The following is an 18,238-nucleotide window of genomic DNA, read 5'->3' on the forward strand; positions in this document are numbered from 1 at the left end:
GGAAAGCAGGATGCAAAGCGGGTCGGGTGATGGTGGTCATCAAGTGGCCACCATCACGCCACCCTGCGGAAACGGCCCGCTCACCCGGGCGCCTTCGGTGAGCCGGTCGGTGTCGGGGTGCCGGACGGCGTCGGCGTGGGCGATGAGGTGGCCGACTGGAGGCGTTCGAAGTTGCGTACGGCCGCCTCCAGCCGCGCCTGCGCCTGGCCGATCGCGACGAAGTTGCTCTCCTTCTGCGCCTTGTGCAGCGCGTCGATCGAGTCCTGGATTTCCTTGACGGCAGCCGCCAGCTCGGGGTTGACGCCGCCGGTGGTCGGTGGCGGGTTGCCGGTCGCCGGTGGTGCGGTCGTGTTGGGCGGCGCTTGGCCGGTGAGCGACTGGATCACGTCGGCGACCGTGTTGCCGAAGACGACTTTCCCGTTGTACGAGGCGAAAACCAGCTGCATCGTCGGATACGTGGCGTTGCCGGTCTTGGGTTGGATGTAGACCGGCTCGACGTAGAGCAGGCCGCCGGTGGAACCGCCGATCGGCAGGATCAGCAGATTACCGAACTTGATGTCCGATCCGCCGGCGGTGTTGGTCAGCTGTGCGGTCTGTCTGGCGACCGCGGAGTCGCCGGTGATGTTGTTCTGCGCCTGGTTGGGGCCTAAAGCGTTGGACGCGGCCGGCAGCGGATAGACGCTGAGCGCCGGGTTGCCGGCGTCGTCGTACGACGCGGAGAACAACGCGGCGAGCGAGTCGCCCTTGGCGACCGACAGTGCGCTGGTGGTCTGGAACTGCGGCGCGTTCTGGCCCGGCAGCTGCGCCAGCAGGAAGTACGGCGGCTGCGGCGGACCGGAGTTGGCGTTGTTGTTACGGGTCGGGTCGGCCGGCACCTTCCAGAAGTTTTGCTGGCCGAAGAAGGCGACCGGATTGGTGACGTGATAGCGCGCCAGAACCTCGCGCTGCACCTTGAAAAGGTCCTCCGGATAACGGAAATGCGAGGCCAGTTCCGGCGAGATGTCCTTCTTCGGCTGGATGAGGTTGCCACCGAAGGCGTTGTTCCAGGTGGTCAGCAACGCGTCGCTGCCGTCGTCCCAGCGATAGAGCTTGACCTCACCGGTGTACGCGTCGACCGTCGCCTTCACCGAGTTGCGGATGTAGTTGATCTGGTCCTTCTCCTGCGCGGTGGTGCCGTTGCCGGTGAGCGAGTCCTGCGTCGCGTCGCCGAGAGTTTCCCTTTGCGCGTACGGATAACCGGACGACGTGGTGTAGCCGTCCACGATCCACAGGACCCGTCCGCCGACGACGGCCGGATACGGGTCGCCGTCGACGGTCAGGAACGGCGCGACCTTTTGTACGCGCTCACGCGGATCGCGTACGTAGAGCAGCTTGGAGCTGGAGTCGACCGCACCCGGCAGGATGAAGTTGATCGCGTGCAGGTTGATGGCATATGCCAGCTGCCGCAGGAAAGATCCGATCGGCACGCCGCCGGGTCCCTGGTAGACGGTGTTGACCGTCGAGCCGTTGGCGTCCACGTGGTCGAACTCGTTCTTGGCGCCGGAGTCGGAGCCGACGATCGAGTAGTTGTCGCCGAACAGCTCGCCGTAATAGATCTGCGGCACCGAAACCGGGATCGGCTGCTCGTTGCACTGCGGTGGCTGGTTGGACATGAAGCCGGACACGTAACACGGCAGGCCGTTCTGCACCTTGTTGGCCGGCGCGGCCACAAAACCGTAGCCGTGCGTCAGGACCTTGTGCTGATAGGCCCAGTTGGTCTGCGTGCCGGTCAGGCCGGCGTAGTTGAGCTCGCGTACGCCGACGACGTATTCCTGTGTCTTCTGGCCGATCTTGTACTGGTCGACGTCGAGTTTCTCGTTGAACGTGTACTGACCGCTGCCGCGCTGGTTCTGGATGAAGGTCTGCGCGACGACACTGGGGTCGAGCAGCCGGATGTTCGGCACGTTCTGCGTGTCCGACCGCAGCAACGAGGCCGGCGCCGCGTTGGACGGCGTGTATGCGCTGGACTGCACGTTGGACAGGCCGTACGCGTCGCGGGTCGCGTCGATGTTTTGCTTGATATACCTGGCTTCCAGCGTCGAAGCGCTGGGACGTACGTACACCTGGTCGGCGACGAAGGGCACGATGCCGCCGGCGATGATCGCCGACACACCGAGCAGGGCGATCGCGACGACCGGCAGCATCGCGTTGCGAACCCAGATCGCGATCACGAACATCGCCGCCACGAACACCGCGATCAGCAACAGGATGTTCTTTGCTGGCAACAAATAGTTGATGTCGGCGTACGAGGCGCCGTCCAGACCGGTGACGTCACTGGAGGAAAACGTCAGGCCGAAGCGGTCGAGGTAGTAGGCCCAGGCCTTCAGCAGCACGAAAGCCGCGAGCAGCAGCCAGATGTGCAGCCGCGCGCGGTCGCTCATCCGCTCGCCGGCACCCTGCAGGCGCACGCCGCCGTAAAGCCAGTGCAGGAAAACCGCGCCAACCAGCGCGAGCACGACAGCGGTGAAGGCCACGCCGAGCACGTACCGGAAGAACGGATATTGGAACATGTAGAAGGAAATGTCCTGGTGGAACTGTGTATCGGACTTGCCGAACGGCTCGGCATTGGCGAACTGCAGCCAAACCTGCCACTGTCCCTGCGCGATCAGGCCGGCGACGACGCCGCAGGCGCCGGCCACCAGCGAGATCAGCAGCCGCAATCGAGGCGTCAGCCACAGCCGATAGCGCTCCAGGTTTTGCTGCTCCAGCGACATCGGCCGGTAGGCTGGTTGCAGCCGGTAGGCCAGCCACAGGTTGAAACCGACGAAGGCCGCCATCGCGACGCCGACGATCACGAACATGGTGACCCTGGTGCGCAGCATGACGCCGTAGACGTTGCCGAAGCCGACCGAGTCGTACCACCACACGTCGGTCAGCACGGTCACCAGGCTGGAGCCCAGCAGTGAGATCGCCAGCAGCACCACCACGACGACCAGCAGCACCCGGCTGCGACGGCTCACGGCGGGCATGGGTGCGCGCATCGCCACGCTTGACTCCCGACTTCGCTCTTACCTGTTACGTACCGCTACTATCGCTCACTCGCACCCCGCCCGGGCCAGCGACCCGCTCCTGCGACGGTAGCCCGCTGCGCGGCCGACCGCCGGCAGGTCGTTTGCAAAGATGACCGGATGCCTTCCCAAGCCAACGAGGGACCGGCGGCCGGGGGTTCCGCGGCCGGCCGGCTGCCAGCGGTCGTCGCCGAGATCGAGGAGCACGCCGACACGCTCGGCTGGGACCGGCCGCCGACGCTGTTCGCACTGGTGCCGACCGCTGACCTGGTACGCGCCGAGCCGGACCTGGCGGCCGCGCTCGGACTCGCCGGCACCGACCCGGATCCGGCCGACCTGACGCCGGTCGAGCAGGAGCCGCTCGGCGACGCACCGCTGGACGAGGCGCTGGCCAGGATCGAGTGGCCGGTCGAGGTCGCCGGCTGCGCGCTGGTGCACGAGGTGCTCGTCCTGCCGCCGTCTGCCGGTGACGCACCGGCCGAGGTGGACGCGGTGCGGTGGGCCAGTGGACATCCGGAGCGTCGCGAGGTGCGGATGGTGGTCGGTGTGCTGCGCGACGGCAGCCGCGCGTCGCTGCTGCGGATCCGGCCGACCGCGCTGGACGCCGAGCCGCAGCTCGTACCAGGCCCCGATCTGGCCCCCAACCTGGCCGCCGCCCTGCTGGCCACCCTGGCCTAGCTTCGCGATGTCCGACTGTCACCTTGTTGCCCATCTGAATCGATGCGTACGGTCAACAAGGTGGCAATCGGACCGCTGGCGTGGTGTCCGATTGGGGAGTGCTATGACAAAGTCGCAGGCCGGGGGGTGGCCGACGACACAATCGGATTCCGATTGCGTCGTCGGTGGATTTGGGCCGCCGGAAACTAGCGTGCCGGGTGGCACTGACAGGAACGGCTAGCAGGCGGGTACGGGGCCGTTGCGGCGCAGGGTTGCCAGGGCCGTCACGGCGCCGTGCAACGTGTCGATCTTGACCAGGCGCAGGCCGGCAGGGGCGGCGCCGCTGGCCTCCTCGCAGTTGCCGGCGGGTACGAGGAAGACGGTCGCGCCGGCCTTGCGTGCGGCGATCATCTTCTGCTGGATGCCGCCGATGACACCGACGGTGCCGTCGTCGTCGATGGTGCCGGTGCCGGCGATGAACTTGCCGTTGGTGAGGTCGTCAGCGGTGGTCAGGTCGATGATGCCGAGCGCGAACATCAGGCCGGCCGACGGTCCGCCGATGTCGGACAGCTGGATCGTCACGGTGAACGGATGCGGCTGGCTCTGGTTGAGCCGTACGCCGAGGATCGGGTGCCGCTGGTCGTCGGCGCCGAGCTTCACGGTGGCGGTGGCCGGCGCGTTGCCGCGCAGATAGCCGATCCGTACGGTGTCGCCCGGCTGGTGCGCCTGCAGCGTGCGCTGCAGGAAGCCGTTGCTGGTGATCTGCTTGCCGTCGACGGTCGTGAGCACGTCGCCCGCGGCCAGCTTGCCGGTCGACGGCGAGCCGGCGGACAGCGACTCGACCTTGACGATCACCGGATAGCCGATCTCGCGCAGCGCGGCGGTCTCCGCGGACGTCTGCGACTGGGTGAAGTCGTCGGCATTACGCGCCTCGATCTGCTTGCGCGACTGGTCCGGCGGATAGACGAACTCGCGTGGGAGGACCGCGGTGTCGCCGTCGATCCAGAACCGGATCGCCGTCCCCAGGTCGATCTGGTCGATCGCGCTGACCGTGGTCAGGTTGAGGTGGCCCTTCGGCTTGGTCGTCGCGCGGCCGGTGATCTGGATGATCTGCTTGCCGTTGGCTTTGCCGAGCGTGTCGATGGTGGGGCCGGGCGCTTCCGCCACGTACGGGACCGGCAACCGCGCCAGCCCGATCCCCAACGCGATCAACACCAACGCTCCGGTCAGCACCGTCCAGCCACGCCGCATCACCCGGCCAGTCTGCCTTATGGGCGTACGGGCTGGTCACGCGCCAGCCGTTCGGAGTGCGCGCGATAGAGGCCGGTGCTCATCCTCAGGTAGTCGAGCAGGCTGGCCAGCGTCGCCGCGTCGAGGCCGCGCAGATATGCCGTCCCCTCCTCGACCATCGGCCCGTACATCCGCGTGGTCAGCTCGATCACCCGCTCGGTCGGCTGTACGAGCACACGCCGCCGGTCGGCGCTGTCGCGTACGCGCGTCACATAGCCGGCGCGTTCCAGCCGGTCGATCGCGGTGGTCACTCCCCCGGTGGTCAGTCCGGCGGCCGCGGCGATCTCGCCGGGCGTACGGCCGGACGCCTCCATCGCCAGCTCCAGGCAGAGCATGTCGGTGCGGTTGAGGCCGAGACACTCGGCGACACGCTGGTCGAAGCCGTCGAGCGCGCGTTGGAACTCCTGCATCGCCGGGCCGAGCCGAGCGACCAGCTCCTCGCGATCACCGGACACGTTCTCTCCAAAATCTAGTCTCTTGACAATCTAGAGATCGATCCTTAGATTCTCTAGCAGATCATATTACTAGAAACTCTAGAGGAGTTGGAGATGACACACGCACTGATCATCGGAGGCGGCGTCGCCGGCCCCACGCTGGCGATGGCGCTGCAGCGGGTCGGCATCGACTGCACCGTGTACGAGCGCGACCCGGCCGGCGCGGAGCAGCGCGGCGCCTGGCTCACCTTCCAGGCCAACGGGATGGACGCGTTGCGCGCCATCGACGCCGCCGGTCCGATCGAGAACCTCGGCTATGACGTGGACACGATGCGGTTCGTCAACGGAAAAGGCCGGCAGCTGGGCCGGATGCCGATGGCGGCGCCGCGTGCGGACGGCCAGTTGTCGCAGATGCTCCGGCGCGCCGATTTGTACGCGGCGCTCGGCACACTGGCGCGCCAACGCGGCGCCACGGTGCACTACGGCAAGGAGCTCATCGACGCGACGACGACCGACAACGGTGTGGAAGCGCGCTTCGCCGACGGTACGACCGCGACCGGCGACCTGCTGATCGGCTGCGACGGCATCCATTCGCGCGTACGCCGGCTGATCGACCCACAGGCGCCGGCGCCGCGCTACGTACCGGTCCTCAACCTCGGTGGCTACATCCCCGGCTTCACCGTCGACGAGCCGGCCAGGCAGTGGTGCATGCAGTTTGGCAAGCGGTGCTTCTTCGCCTGGATGCCGACGCCGGACGGCGGCACCGTGTGGTTCGCCAACCCGCCGATGGCTCAGGAGCCGGAGCGCGGTGTGCTGTCGACGATGACCGACGCGCAGTGGCGGCACTGGTTGCACGAGCTGATGGCCGGCGACACCGGTCCGTCACACGACATCATCGACGCCGCGCCGGGGCCGCTGGCCCACATACGACATGCCCGTCGTACGCAACTGGCACAACGACCGGATGGTGATCATCGGCGACGCTGCGCACGCCACCGCTCCATCGTCGGGCCAAGGTGCCTCGATGGCCCTGGAAGATGCCGTAATCCTGGCCAAATGCCTGCGCGACCGTACGGACACGGCCAGCGCCTTCGCCGCCTTCACGGAGCTGCGGCGCGACCGCGTCGAGAGGATCGTCAAGCACGGCGCGCGAGCGGCCAGCGAGAAGGCCGCCGGCCCGGTCGGACGCGTCATCCGCGACACGATCCTTCCGATCATGTTCAGCCGCGCGGCCAAGGACGGCGGCCGGTCGATGAGCTGGCTGCAGGGCCACCACATCGACTTCGCCGAGCCGGTCGGCTAGCGATACGCGCATGGCCACCATGCGTGCATCCAGCGCAAGCATGGTGGCCATGCGGACCAATTCGATTGCGCGCGTTGGCAGACTGGGCGCGTGACAGGTCTGACTGCGGAGCTCATCGTGGATGGCCGGACACCGCAGACCCCAGCCCTCGCACCAGACGGACAGCAGCTCTGCCACGTCCTCGCCCCGCTCAGCCAGACCGGTGACCACCTCGACACCGAGCTCTGGCTCGTCGACATCGACGGCGCCGGCGGGCGCCGAGCGACCACCGACACCGCGACAGAGTCCCAGCCGCGCTGGTCCGCGGACTCGACCACCCTGTTTTTCCTGTCCGACCGCACAAACCGCGGCACCTCGCAGGTCCACAGGCTCGCCAACGGTGCGGTCACCGCGGTGACCAGCTGGCGCGCCGGCATCATCGACCACCTGCCGCTCGCCGATCCGGACCGGGTCGCTCTGCTGGCCGAGGACGAGCCGACCGAGCAGGACACGCGCCGAGCACTGGACCGCGACGACGCCATCGTCGTCGGCGAGCGCGAACCGCGTGCTCGGTTACGTCTGCTCGACCTGCGTACGGGCGAGGTCACCACGCCGAACGTGCTCGCCGGCCGGCACGTCGTGGAGCTGCGGCAACGGCCCGACGGCGGCCCGCTCGCCGTCCTCACCCAGTCCAGCGCCGATCCGGACTATGGCCCTCGTACGGGCCAGCTGCATCTGGTCGACCCCGCGACCTGGACCGAGGAAGACCTCGGACCGGTCGAGGCCGACGCGCACTCGCTGGCCTGGTGGCCGGACGAGGGCGGTTGGCACCTCGGCTACGTCGCGCTCACGCCACCGGTGCTCCAGGCCGGCACTGCCGTGTTCGACGTGGCCATCGGCAGCCGCGTACGCCGCAACCGTACGGCCGACCTGCCGATGTGCCCGACCGAGCTGCGCCAGACCGATGCCGCTCCTCTGGTCGTCCTCGCCGACGGCCTCAACACGACTTTGGCTCGGCTCGACTCCGGCGGTCTCACGCCGTTGTCGCAGCACACCGGCGGCCTCGACGCGCTCACCACCACGCCGGCGGGCACCACGATCGCGGCGCTGACCGGCACTCGTTACCAACCTCCGAACGTCCACGTCGGGCCGCCGGCCGGGCCGCTGCGCAGGATCACCGACACGCGTCCCGAACTGGACGGCATCACCGTCGGCACACAGCGACCGCTGGCCTACCGGGCCGCCGACGGCCTCGATCTGGACGGCCTGCTCGTACTGCCGGCCGGAAAAACCGCATCGGCCGGTCCGTTTCCGCTCGTGACGATCGTGCACGGTGGCCCGTATCACCGGCATACGGACGATCTCCAGCTGTTCTGGCATCCCAGCGCGCAGTGGCTGGCCACCGCCGGCTATGCGGTGTTCCTGCCCAATCCGCGCGGCGGCCAGGGCCACGGCCACCTGTTCGCCGCCAGCGTCGCCGGCCGGGTCGGCCAGGAGGAATGGACCGACATCCTGACCGGCATCGACCTGCTCGTCGCCGAAGGCGTCGCCGACCCCGACCGGCTCGGCATCGCCGGCGGCAGCCACGGCGGTTTCATGGCGGCGTGGGCGGTCGGGCAGACCGACCGGTTTCGCGCAGCGCTGGTCAGCGCCGGCGTCGTCGATTGGGGGATGCTCGCCGCGACCGGGGAGAACGGCCAGTTCGAGGCCGCACTCGGTGGCAGCACCGGCTGGTCCGGCATCGGTCCACACCCGCATGACGCGGTCAGCCCGGTCTCCTACGCCAGCCGCGTCCGCACGCCCGTACTCATCCTGCACGGCGCCGAGGACACCAACGTGCCGCTCGGGCAGGCGGTGTATTTCCACCGGGCATTGCGCCATTTCGGCGTCGAGCACGAGTTCGTGATCTATCCGCGGGAGGGCCACTCGATCCGCGAACGCAACCACCAGCTCGACGTCCTGCGCCGGACCCGTGCCTGGTTCGACCGCTGGCTCCGGCCCTGACCAATGTGCGCATGGCCACCATGCGTGCGGTGGACTTGAGTCTTAACCTGTTTGGCTCTGGCGGTCTTTGCGGCTGTGTCTGTTTGTGGTCGGTGCCGGAGTACCGCAGCCGCATGGCACGTCCTCGGTTGTCATCGCGTGAGCTGTCGCGGCGGACCAGCATGGGAGCAATGACTCCCACGCCGCCGCGATCCAGGCGTGCGTCAGGAGTCTCTGTGAACATCCAGCGGCGGCTAGGGCGGTTCTGGTGTGACTGCTGTGGCCAACCATGCAGGTGAGACGGCCTGACCGGTAATACTTGGTTAACAAGACATCAAACCGGGCCACGACAGCATTACTCGCCTCAGCAGCCACACCCACCGCAGCGGCTGGCGGTCACGCAGGCGTGAAAGCCGTGTTTCGCGCATCTAGCGCCAGTAACTCGACATTCACGCCCCGATAAACCTCATAAGACAGACATTAGCGTTACACGGACTGCGGATCCCATGTAATGGACCTTTTCGCCACTTACCGGGACGCCATGACACCTTCCGAGCCGGTCCGCGCAGCCGAGGTGAAACTCAGGGTGGACGCACGCATGGGGCCATGCGGACATCTACTTGCCGGAGGCGCGGCGCTTGCGGGCACGGCGTACGAGCGCGGCCGTGCCGATGAGCGCCACGGTCGCGCCCGCGGCGGCGGTGGCGGTCGCAGCGCCTTTGGGGTCGACCGGCAGCCGGTACGCCCGCGCCGGCCGGCCGTCGGCGTAGTCGGTGAGCGCCTCGAGGTTGGAGTACGCCGGCTTCCAACCGGCCTCGCGTAATCGCTCGCTGCCGACAACCCACGGATAGACCAGATACGCCAGCTCCGACGGCGAGCTGGTGACGCCGATGGCATGCAACCGCGCGGCCGTCTCGAAGGCGATCGTCGCCGGCAGCTCCAGCGGCCGCCGCTTGAGCACCTTCTGCACGTCCGCCTGCTCGATCCAGCCTTCGGACGCGACCGTCGCCGCGCCGACCATCCGCGTCGTCACGGCCGTGCAGACCGCCGCGGCGAGATCATCGACGTGGCAAAACTGCCAATGCGGCTTCGTGCCGCGTACGACCAGCAGGCGCGGACCGTCGAGCAGGCCGCCGGCCGGGTTCGGCAGGCCCGGCGCGAGCAGCCAGGCCGGCCGCAGCACGCACACCTCGGTCTGTGGATAGGCGTGGTCGAGCGAGCGCGCGATCCGCTCCAGCGCCAGCAGGTCGGCGACGTCGCCTTCGGCGGTGGCCTGCAGCGGAGCGTCCTCCGGCAGCGGTACGGGGTTGTCCGGCGCCGCCCCGTAGACGCGCGCACTGGAGATCAGCACCACCTGGCGTACGCCCGCGGCCGCGGCGGCCATCAGCGCGACAGACACACCGAGCTCGTTGGCCTTACGCCGCGCCGCGCGATCGGCCGCGTCGTCGACCTCGTTCGGCGCGTACACCAGCGCGTGCACGCCGCGCAGCGCCGCGGCCAGCGAGGCGTCGGTCACGTCGACCCGCCGCAGCGTCACGCCGGGCACCGGCGGCCGTACGGTGCCCAGCGCCACGACCTGCCTGATCGACTCGGTGGCCAGCAGCTCGCGACAGATCGCCGCGCCGGCCACGCCGGTCGAACCGATCACCGCGACGACCCGTGGCTGGTCGGACCGGCCGGTCACCGCGACAACCCCCGCGAGGGGACTACCGTTGACGTTATGACCGCCGCCGCTGTGAGCACGCCGTGAGCACTCCTCCCACCCCACCGGGGGGTTTCCCCGGCATGCCGGATCCCAACGACCCGGCCCAGATGCAGGCGTTCCTGGCCCAGATGCAACAGATGTTCGCCGCCGCCGGGACTCAGGACGGCCCGGTGAACTGGACGCTGGCCCGGCAGGTCGCCGAGCAGGTCGCACGGTCCACCGACCGATCGCTGACTGCCGCCGAGCGTACCTCGACAACCGACGCACTCCGGCTGGCCGACGTGTGGCTCGACCCGGTGACCAGCCTGCCGTCCGGTGCGCGTACGACCACCGCGTGGACGACGCTGGAGTGGATCGACCAGACGCTGCCGGTCTGGAAACAGCTCTGCGACCCGGTCGCGTCGCGGGTGGTGGCGGCCACCTCGGGATCGCTGCCCGAGGAGATGGCCGCGCAGCTGGGTCCGATGCGCGGCCTGCTCGACGGCATCGGCGGCATGGCCTTCGGACAGCAGGTCGGTACGGGCCTCGGTCAGCTGTCCGCCGAGGTGCTCACCTCCTCCGACATCGGCGTGCCGCTGGGTCCGGCCGGCGTGGCCGCGCTGCTGCCGGCCAACATCGAGGCCTTCGCCGAGGGCCTGGAACGGCCGGTCGACGAGGTGCGGCTGTACGTGGCGCTGCGCGAGGCGGCCCACCAACGGCTCTTCGAGCACGTGCCGTGGCTGCGCTCGCACCTGCTCAACGCCGTCGACGCGTACGCGCGCGGCATCGCCATCGACCGCGAGGCGATCGAGGACGCGATGTCGTCCATCGACCCCGGCGCGCTCGACCCCAACAACCTGGAGTCGCTGCAGGAGTCGCTGGCCGGCGGCATGTTCACGCCGAGCGACACACCGGAGCAGAAGGCCGCGCTGGCTCGGCTGGAGACCGCGTTGGCGCTGGTCGAGGGGTGGGTCACCGCGGTCGTCGAGGCGGCCGCCGGCGAGCGGTTGCCGGGCCTGTCCGCGCTCGGCGAGGCCTTCCGGCGGCGGCGCGCGTCCGGTGGCCCGGCCGAGCAGACCTTCGCGACGCTGGTCGGCCTGGAGATGCGGCCACGCAAGCTGCGCGAGGCGTCGGTGCTGTGGCAGAAGCTGGCCGAGGCGCGCGGCGTGGAAGGCCGGGACGCGATCTGGGGCCACCCGGACCTGCTGCCGTCCTCCGACGACCTCGACGACCCGGACGCCTTCGTACGCCGCCAGGACGACGGCGGCATCGATGGGATCGACGGCATCAACCTGGATGACCTGAAAGACCTCTAACCTCTTGCCACGGATTGCCACTTCTCTTACGCTGCGAGCGATTTTGCCGGCGTAGGAAGGCATTCCGATGGCTCGTACGTCCCGACGCGCCGCGCTCGCACTGGTGGTCGGCCTGCTGCTCGGCATGGCCGTCGCGGCGACGCCCGCGCAGGCGGCAACCCTGCCTGCGGTCATCCCGGCCCTGCGTCAGTGGACGGCCGCCGGCGGCACCGACTTCCAGCTGACGCCGTCCAGCCGGCTGGTCGCCGACGCGGCCCTGTCGGCGACCGCCAGCACCTTCGAAAGTGATCTCGAGGCGCTGCTCGGGCGGGACGTACAACGCGCGGTGACCGCTCAGCCTGGCGACATCGTGCTCAGTCTCGACGCGAACGCGCCGGCGCAGCCCGAGGCGTACGCGCTGACCGTCGGCTCGACGCTGGTCATACGTGCGCGCGCCGATGCCGGTGTCTTCAACGGCACGCGTACGGTCCTGCAGCTCCTGCACCAACAGGCGACACTGCCGGCCGGCACCGCGACCGACTGGCCGGCGAGTCCGGAGCGCGGTTTCAGCATCGATCTGGCGCGAAAGTTCTTCACCGTGCCGTGGCTGCAGCGGCAAATCAAGGATTTGGCCTATCTGAAGCTCAACCTGCTGCACCTGCACCTGACCGACAACGAAGCCTTCCGGTTGGAAAGCACGACCGTGCCGGCCGCGGTCGCCGCCGAGCATTACACGAAACAACAGATCGCCGACCTGGTCGCGCTGGCCGGCCGCTATCACCTCACCGTGGTGCCGGAGATCGACATGCCGAGCCACCTGGCCGCGGTCATCGACAAATATCCGCAGTATGCCGTGAAACCGGCGACCCGCGGCGCGATCGACATCGGCAACCAGGCGGCCCGGGATCTGTTGGCGAACATCGTTCGCGAATATCTGCCACTGTTTCCGGGGCCGTACTGGGACATCGGCGCCGACGAGTACGTGTCGGACTATTCGGCCTATCCGTCGCTGGTCGACTGGGCTCACCAGCATTACGGAGCGAACGCGCCGGCGATCGACACCTTCTACGACTTCGTGAACTCGATGGCGGCCCTGGTGAAACCGTACGGCCGGACCCTGCGGATGTGGAACGACCAGCTGACCACGGCGGCACATCCGGAAGTGGCGCTGACACCGGGGATCGTGGTCGACTACTGGACCGGCGCGCGCGCCGACCTGCTCGGCCCGGACACCCTTGTGGCCAACGGACATCCGGTGATGAACGCCAGCTGGGCGGCGACCATCGACGGTGTCGCACACACCGTTTTGTATTACGTGCTCGGAAACGCCAAGCCGGACACCGCGATTCTCTACGAGCGCTGGAATCCGCTGATGTTCGACGGCGGACGTACGCTCAGCCAGGCCAATGCCGGCGGCCTGCGCGGCGCGCAGCTCAACGTGTGGTGCGACTCGCCGCGCGAGCAGACCGAGGACCAGGTCGCCGACGGCATCCGGCCGACTTTGCGTGTGCTGGCACAACAACTGTGGGGCTCGGCGAAACCGGCCGGCACGTACGCGGCGTTCCAGGCGATCATCGACGCGGTCGGCGGCCCGTCGCCGCTCGGCCAGTCGATGGCGGCCGTACGCCCGCCGGACGGCCGCATGCTGGTCTTCGCCGCCGGCTCGTCGGTGTCATTCCGCCGGCAGACCGCCGCCAACTCCGGCTTCGGTCCGTGGACGGACCTCGGCGGCACCGACTTCAGTGCGCTCGCCGCGGCGGTCGGTCCCGGCGGTCTGGTGTCGTTGTTCGCGGTCGGACCGTACGGCCGCGTCTCGGTGCGGACCCAGACCTCGCCGGAGGCGTGGGGGCCGTGGTCGGACGCACCAGGCGGCCGGGACGTCCGCGGCGTCGCGGCCGCCGCGGACGCGCAAGGCGTGCTGCACCTTTTCGCGCTCGGCGGTGACCGGCAGCTCTACACGAGCGTGCGGGGCCCCAACGGGTCGTGGAGTGCGTGGGACAGCTCGCTCGGCGGCTCGCAACTGCGGTCGATCGCGGCCGCGTCGAGTCCGTCCGGTGAGCTGCGCGTCTTCGCGGTCGGCGGTGACGGCATCCTCTACCAGCGCGTCCTGTCCGGCGGCTCGTGGACCGGCTGGGACGGCTCGCTGGCCGGCACCGACCTGCGCGCGACGACCGCGAGCACCGGCGCCGGCATCGACGTCTACGCGCTCGGCGGCGACACCGCCGCGTACGGCCGCTTCGGTGGCACCAACGGCGTCTTCCAGCCGTGGGCCTCCTACGGCGGCTCCGACCTCGAACAACTCGCCGCCAGCCGGAACGCCGACGGCCGCCCGGAGCTGTTCACCCTCGGCGCCGACGGCGTCTACTACACGAAGTTCCAGCAGACCGGCGGCAGCTGGACCGACTGGCTCGCCTCCTGGTAGCTCAGAAGAGCTTGTCGGCCTGTTCGTCGGCGTCGCCGCCGACGTTCAGGCCGGCCGCCGCGGCCACACCTTCCAGATAGCCGCGCGCTCGCTCCGTACGCGGATAGGACTCCAGCAGCCGCCAGAACCGCGCGCTGTGGTCCGGGATCTTCAGGTGCGCGAGCTCGTGCAACAGCACGTAGTCGACGACCCAGGCCGGCATGTCGGCGAGCCGGTCGGACAGCCGGATCGTCCGGTCGGACGGCGTGCACGAGCCCCAGCGCGTGTGCTGGTTGGAGACCCACCGCACGCTGGCCGGACAGTCGCCGTCGAGGTAGCGGCGGCTCAGCTCGGCGGCTCTGGCCAGCAGGGCGTCGTCGCTCGGCGGCCGGCGGCGGCGCCGTGCGGCGAGGCGAGCCACCATCCGGTCGACCCACTCGCGCTCCTGCGCCTTGCTGAAGCTCGCCGGCAGCAGCACCACGACCCGGCCGCCGTCCTCGTACGCGGACACCGTCCGACGGCGGCGCCGGCTCCGGCGCACCTCGACCGGCAGGTCGGCCAATGGCACGTCCTGCCCCGCTGACCCGCCGGCGTGCGGCCTGGTGGCGGTCACAGGCCCACCGTAGTGGCTCAAATCGCACTTCATCGATCCACCAGGCCGGCGAAAACCCGAACTTTTTCTCGTGCACAGCCGGTGGGTAATGTTTTCGCAGGTCAGCGTGCTCGTTGTTGACAGTCCAGGCAGCCGTCCACAGGGTCGTGCACCTCTTCGTCCACAGTGGCCTCGGTCACTGTCCCCACTCCGTCCACAAGGTTATCCACAGGCTGTGGAGGTCGTCGATTGACGTTGCCGGGTCCGGCCCCTAGCGTCGGTCGCGGAGCCCTCGGAAGAGGTCACCGGCCCGATGCAAGGGGAAGGCAGCGGGAAGGTGGTCGACACCGAGGGCTCCGTGGTGTCGATGGCGGCTGTCCGTAGCGAGAACGCTATTCGCCTTCCGGAAAACCAAAATTCCGCCACATTCACCCGCGGTTCGTCGTTGTCGCAGGTACGCCGTACGGTAATGGGGCCGTCGAAATGCGACACGTCCCGCGTTTCGCGACCGTCCTGAGCGGCCGGAGCGCGGAAACGACGGTACTGTGCGTGAGGCCCTGTCACACCGTGGCAGCGGGGGAATCGAGAGGTAGAGGAGGCGACGTGGCCGAGACCTACAACGGTTACTGCGTCAAGTGCAAGGAGAAGCGCGACTTCTCCGGCGAAGTCAGCGTCAGCGACTCAGGTCGTCGGATGGCCAAAGGCACCTGTCCGGTGTGTGGCACGAAGATGAACCGCATTCTGGGTAAAGCCTGAGGTCAGAGCCTGTTTCAGTGCTGAAATGGGCTCCAGCGGGGACGGGTCCGTGAGGGCCGGTCACCGCGTACGGATGACTGGTCGGCGGGTGGTCGCACCGCTCGCCGACAGTCGCCGAAAAAGTGCACCTGTGGACAACCCCGGAACGGCCCTTCGGAGCTGGCACGCTCAGAGCGTGACCACCAGCTGACGAAGGAGGCCTCCCGCCGTGGGACGCACCTTGATTCCGTTCCGGGCCCTGTGGCGGGACGCCGGCACGCTGCAGTTCGGCACCGATCCCGACCACGCGATCGTGCTCACCGGTCTGCCGGCCGGCACGGCGGACGTGCTCGCGCTGCTCGACGGCGCGCACAGCGACGAGGCCGTACGAGCCGCCGGCGCCGAGGCCGGCCTGTCGGCCGACGAGGTCGACTCCCTGCTCGCCGCCCTTGAGCGGTGCTCGGCGGTCACCGACCGCGACCCGGCCAACGACCTGCCTGGCAACCTTCCGGTGTCGGCACGTCGTCAGCTGCGCGGTGAGCTGGCGACGCTGACCCAGCGGCACGGAGCGTGGGCCGGAGTGGTGTTGTCCCGCCGGATCGACCGCCGCGTGGTACTCACCGGCGACCACCGCTTCGTCGTACCGCTGGCGACCGTGCTGGCCGCCTCCGGCGTGCGGCGGCTGTGGATCCCGGCGTCCGGCCGCGTACGGATCGGCGAGACCATGCCGAGCGGACTGCGGGCCATCGACGAGCGCCAGCCGCGCGGCACCGCGATCGCCGAAGTCGTGCTCGCGGCGGCGCCGGACGCGGACCTGCGGCCATTTCCGAACTCGCTCGTCCCCGACCTCACCGTGGTCGCCGGACCGGTCGGCGCACCCGCGCCCGACCTGCCGACTCCGGCGCGCAAGGCTCGTGCACGGCTTGAGCTGGGCGTACGCGACGGCCTGGCGGTGGTCGGGCCACTGACCGTCCCCGGCCGCACCGCGTGCCCGACCTGCGTCGAGCTGGCGCGTACCGACCGCGACCCCGACTGGCCGGCGCTGGCCGCACAGCTCGGCGGGGCGCCGACAGACCCGTGCTCGGTCGCCAACACGCTCGCCGCGGTGGCGCTGGCCGGCGCGCAGATCCTGGAGCACCTCGACGGTGGCCGACCGGCCGTACGGTCCGCGTCGCTGGAGCTGGCCGCGAGCGGCGCGATCGTCCGGCGCCGGCAGTGGGACCCGCATCCGGCCTGTCCCTGCACCAGTCCCTCCGCCGCCTGAGCGCTGGAAGTGGCTTCGGCATCTGGGATAATGGACCGGTGACGGACATTCCCCGCTGGGCCGTGACCCGGACGGCGAAGCTGGCGTCGCTTCCGTTGGGCATCGCGGGACGGGCGACGCTGGGCCTCGGCCGCCGGCTCGGTGGCAAACCGGCCGAAGCGGTGGCCGCGGAGATCCAGCGGCGTACGGCCGAGCAGCTGTTCTCGGTGCTGGGGCAGCTCAAGGGCGGCGCCATGAAGTTCGGCCAGGCGCTGAGCGTGTTCGAGGCGGCGCTGCCGGAGGAGATCGCCGCGCCCTACCGGGTCGCGCTGACCAAGCTGCAGGAGGCCGCGCCGCCGATGCCGGCGGCCACCGTCGAGAAGGTGCTGGCCGAGGAGCTGGGGCCGCGCTGGCGGGAGAAGTTCGCCGAGTTCGACGAGAAACCGGCCGCGGCGGCGAGCATCGGCCAGGTGCACCGCGCGATCTGGTCGACCGGCCAGGAGGTCGCGGTCAAGATCCAGTATCCGGGCGCCGGTCCGGCGCTGATCAACGACCTCAACCAGCTCACCAGGGTCGCCCGGCTGTTCGGCGCCGTACAGCCGGGCCTGGACATCAAACCGCTGATCACCGAGCTGAAGTCGCGGGTCGCCGAGGAGCTGGACTACCAGTTGGAAGGCCGCGCGACCAGGGCCTTCGCCAAGGCCTACGACGGCGATCCGGAGATCGCCGCGCCGAAGGTGCTGGCCAGCACGGACAAGATGCTGGTCACCGAGTGGATCGAGGGCAAACCGCTGTCCGCGGTGATCGCAGACGGCACGCAGGAGGAGCGCGACCGGTGCGGCCGGCTGATGGCCACGCTGCACTTCTCCGCGCCGACCCGCGCCAAGCTGCTGCACGCCGACCCGCATCCGGGCAACTTCCGGCTGCTCGCCGACGGCCGGCTCGGCGTACTGGACTTCGGTGCGGTGGCGCGGCTGCCGCACGGCCTGCCCGAGCCGGTCGGCCGGCTGACCAGGCTGGCGCTGGAAGGCGACGCCGAGGCGGTGATGGACGGCCTGCGCGCGGAGGGCTTCATCCCCGACTCGGCTGACGTCGACGCCGAAGGCATCCTGGCCTATCTGCGGCCGATGCTGGAGCCGCTGGCCGCCGAGGAGTTCCAGTTCACCAGGAAATGGCTGCAGGCGGAGGCGCGGCGGATCGGCGATCCGCGCAGTCCGGCGTACGCGCTCGGTCGCCAGCTCAACCTGCCGCCGTCGTATCTGCTGATCCACCGGGTGACGCTCGGCTCGATCGGCGTGCTCTGCCAGCTCAACGCGCGCGCTCCCTATCGCGCGATCGTCGAGCGGTGGCAGCCGGGTTTCGCCGCGCCGGTCACCGAAAAGGGCTGACTCACCACCATTCGGTGTCGAGTTTGGCCTCGATGCTGCGCAGGTTGTCGCGTACGCACGTGTCGCACAGCCAGACGCCGTCGCCGTCACGGCTCCACCCCAACGCCGGCGGCGTCGCCTGCCGGCCACAGCCTCGGCAACTGACGGGTTCGCCGTCGTCTTCGGTCTGGGACATGAACCCCGTCATACTCGCGCCGGCGGTGCTCC

The 18,238-nt window shown here is 69.4% G+C and carries 14 protein-coding genes and 1 pseudogene; 9 read left to right on the forward strand and 6 right to left on the reverse strand.

The features are described from left to right. Window positions 1–80: 80 nt before the first annotated feature. Entirely contained in the window at window positions 81–2,999 is a 2,919-nt protein-coding gene (locus GNX95_RS29700) for a UPF0182 family membrane protein (RefSeq protein WP_163510983.1), read from the reverse strand. Between the two features lie 168 nt (window positions 3,000–3,167). Between GNX95_RS29700 and GNX95_RS29705 the strand changes: the two genes are divergently transcribed. Next, window positions 3,168–3,725: a PPA1309 family protein gene (locus GNX95_RS29705; protein ID WP_246281800.1), complete on the forward strand. Its 558-nt coding sequence runs from the start codon at window positions 3,168–3,170 to the stop codon at window positions 3,723–3,725. A gap of 216 nt (window positions 3,726–3,941) precedes the next feature. On the opposite strand, the gene GNX95_RS29710 is transcribed toward GNX95_RS29705, so the two are convergent. Next, window positions 3,942–4,955 carry a YlbL family protein gene (locus GNX95_RS29710; RefSeq protein WP_163512007.1) on the reverse strand — a complete coding sequence of 338 codons (1,014 nt, stop codon included), beginning with the start codon at window positions 4,953–4,955 and terminating at the stop codon, window positions 3,942–3,944. Window positions 4,956–4,972: 17 nt separating this feature from the next. Next, window positions 4,973–5,449: a MarR family winged helix-turn-helix transcriptional regulator gene (locus tag GNX95_RS29715; protein ID WP_163510985.1), complete on the reverse strand. Its 477-nt coding sequence runs from the start codon at window positions 5,447–5,449 to the stop codon at window positions 4,973–4,975. A gap of 144 nt (window positions 5,450–5,593) precedes the next feature. On the opposite strand from GNX95_RS29715, the pseudogene GNX95_RS44450 reads away from it, so the two are divergent. The 3 genes and pseudogenes from GNX95_RS44450 to GNX95_RS29730 all read left to right on the forward strand — a co-directional run. Continuing rightward, window positions 5,594–6,010 (forward strand): annotated as a pseudogene (locus tag GNX95_RS44450) (FAD-dependent oxidoreductase); the annotation flags it as partial. Window positions 6,011–6,359: 349 nt separating this feature from the next. Then, on the forward strand, window positions 6,360–6,731 hold the full coding sequence (locus GNX95_RS43890) for an FAD-dependent monooxygenase (RefSeq protein ID WP_163510987.1): 372 nt from the start codon (window positions 6,360–6,362) through the stop codon (window positions 6,729–6,731). A 90-nt stretch (window positions 6,732–6,821) separates the two neighbouring features. Next, window positions 6,822–8,714 carry a prolyl oligopeptidase family serine peptidase gene (locus GNX95_RS29730; protein WP_163510989.1) on the forward strand — a complete coding sequence of 631 codons (1,893 nt, stop codon included), beginning with the start codon at window positions 6,822–6,824 and terminating at the stop codon, window positions 8,712–8,714. Window positions 8,715–9,309: 595 nt separating this feature from the next. Here GNX95_RS29730 and GNX95_RS29735 read toward each other — a convergent pair. Then, window positions 9,310–10,377, reverse strand: a complete 1,068-nt coding sequence (locus GNX95_RS29735; protein WP_163510991.1) for an NAD-dependent epimerase/dehydratase family protein — start codon at window positions 10,375–10,377, stop codon at window positions 9,310–9,312. 62 nt (window positions 10,378–10,439) lie between these two features. Between GNX95_RS29735 and GNX95_RS29740 the strand changes: the two genes are divergently transcribed. Further along, window positions 10,440–11,693: a zinc-dependent metalloprotease gene (locus GNX95_RS29740; RefSeq protein ID WP_246281802.1), complete on the forward strand. Its 1,254-nt coding sequence runs from the start codon at window positions 10,440–10,442 to the stop codon at window positions 11,691–11,693. A gap of 67 nt (window positions 11,694–11,760) precedes the next feature. Further along, window positions 11,761–14,094: a family 20 glycosylhydrolase gene (locus tag GNX95_RS42730; protein ID WP_222854032.1), complete on the forward strand. Its 2,334-nt coding sequence runs from the start codon at window positions 11,761–11,763 to the stop codon at window positions 14,092–14,094. 1 nt (window position 14,095) lies between these two features. Here the strand turns inward: GNX95_RS42730 and GNX95_RS29750 are convergent, their stop codons facing one another. Further along, window positions 14,096–14,686, reverse strand: coding sequence for a M48 metallopeptidase family protein (locus GNX95_RS29750; protein ID WP_246281803.1), 591 nt, complete (start codon window positions 14,684–14,686; stop codon window positions 14,096–14,098). A gap of 582 nt (window positions 14,687–15,268) precedes the next feature. On the opposite strand from GNX95_RS29750, the gene GNX95_RS43485 reads away from it, so the two are divergent. From GNX95_RS43485 to GNX95_RS29765, 3 genes are all read left to right on the forward strand, one after another. After that, window positions 15,269–15,421 carry a DUF5679 domain-containing protein gene (locus GNX95_RS43485; protein WP_163510995.1) on the forward strand — a complete coding sequence of 51 codons (153 nt, stop codon included), beginning with the start codon at window positions 15,269–15,271 and terminating at the stop codon, window positions 15,419–15,421. A 208-nt stretch (window positions 15,422–15,629) separates the two neighbouring features. Beyond that, window positions 15,630–16,664, forward strand: a complete 1,035-nt coding sequence (locus GNX95_RS29760; RefSeq protein ID WP_163510997.1) for a hypothetical protein — start codon at window positions 15,630–15,632, stop codon at window positions 16,662–16,664. 38 nt (window positions 16,665–16,702) lie between these two features. Then, window positions 16,703–18,031 (forward strand): ABC1 kinase family protein, encoded by a 1,329-nt coding sequence (locus GNX95_RS29765; RefSeq protein ID WP_163510999.1) that lies wholly within the window; start codon window positions 16,703–16,705, stop codon window positions 18,029–18,031. A gap of 1 nt (window position 18,032) precedes the next feature. Here GNX95_RS29765 and GNX95_RS29770 read toward each other — a convergent pair whose 3' ends face one another. Continuing rightward, complete coding sequence (locus GNX95_RS29770; RefSeq protein WP_187369722.1) at window positions 18,033–18,206, reverse strand: hypothetical protein; 174 nt, start codon at window positions 18,204–18,206, stop codon at window positions 18,033–18,035. Window positions 18,207–18,238: the final 32 nt, after the last annotated feature.

The organism is Fodinicola acaciae (genome assembly GCF_010993745.1).
GTDB lineage: Bacteria > Actinomycetota > Actinomycetes > Mycobacteriales > HKI-0501 > Fodinicola > Fodinicola acaciae.

Coding starts and splice junctions, on each gene's coding strand:
- GNX95_RS43890 (WP_163510987.1), top strand. CDS start 6,360: ATGCCCGTCGTACGCAACTGGCACAACGACCGGATGGTGATCATCGGC.
- GNX95_RS42730 (WP_222854032.1), top strand. CDS start 11,761: ATGGCTCGTACGTCCCGACGCGCCGCGCTCGCACTGGTGGTCGGCCTG.
- GNX95_RS29770 (WP_187369722.1), bottom strand. CDS start 18,206: ATGTCCCAGACCGAAGACGACGGCGAACCCGTCAGTTGCCGAGGCTGT.
- GNX95_RS29705 (WP_246281800.1), top strand. CDS start 3,168: ATGCCTTCCCAAGCCAACGAGGGACCGGCGGCCGGGGGTTCCGCGGCC.
- GNX95_RS29710 (WP_163512007.1), bottom strand. CDS start 4,955: ATGCGGCGTGGCTGGACGGTGCTGACCGGAGCGTTGGTGTTGATCGCG.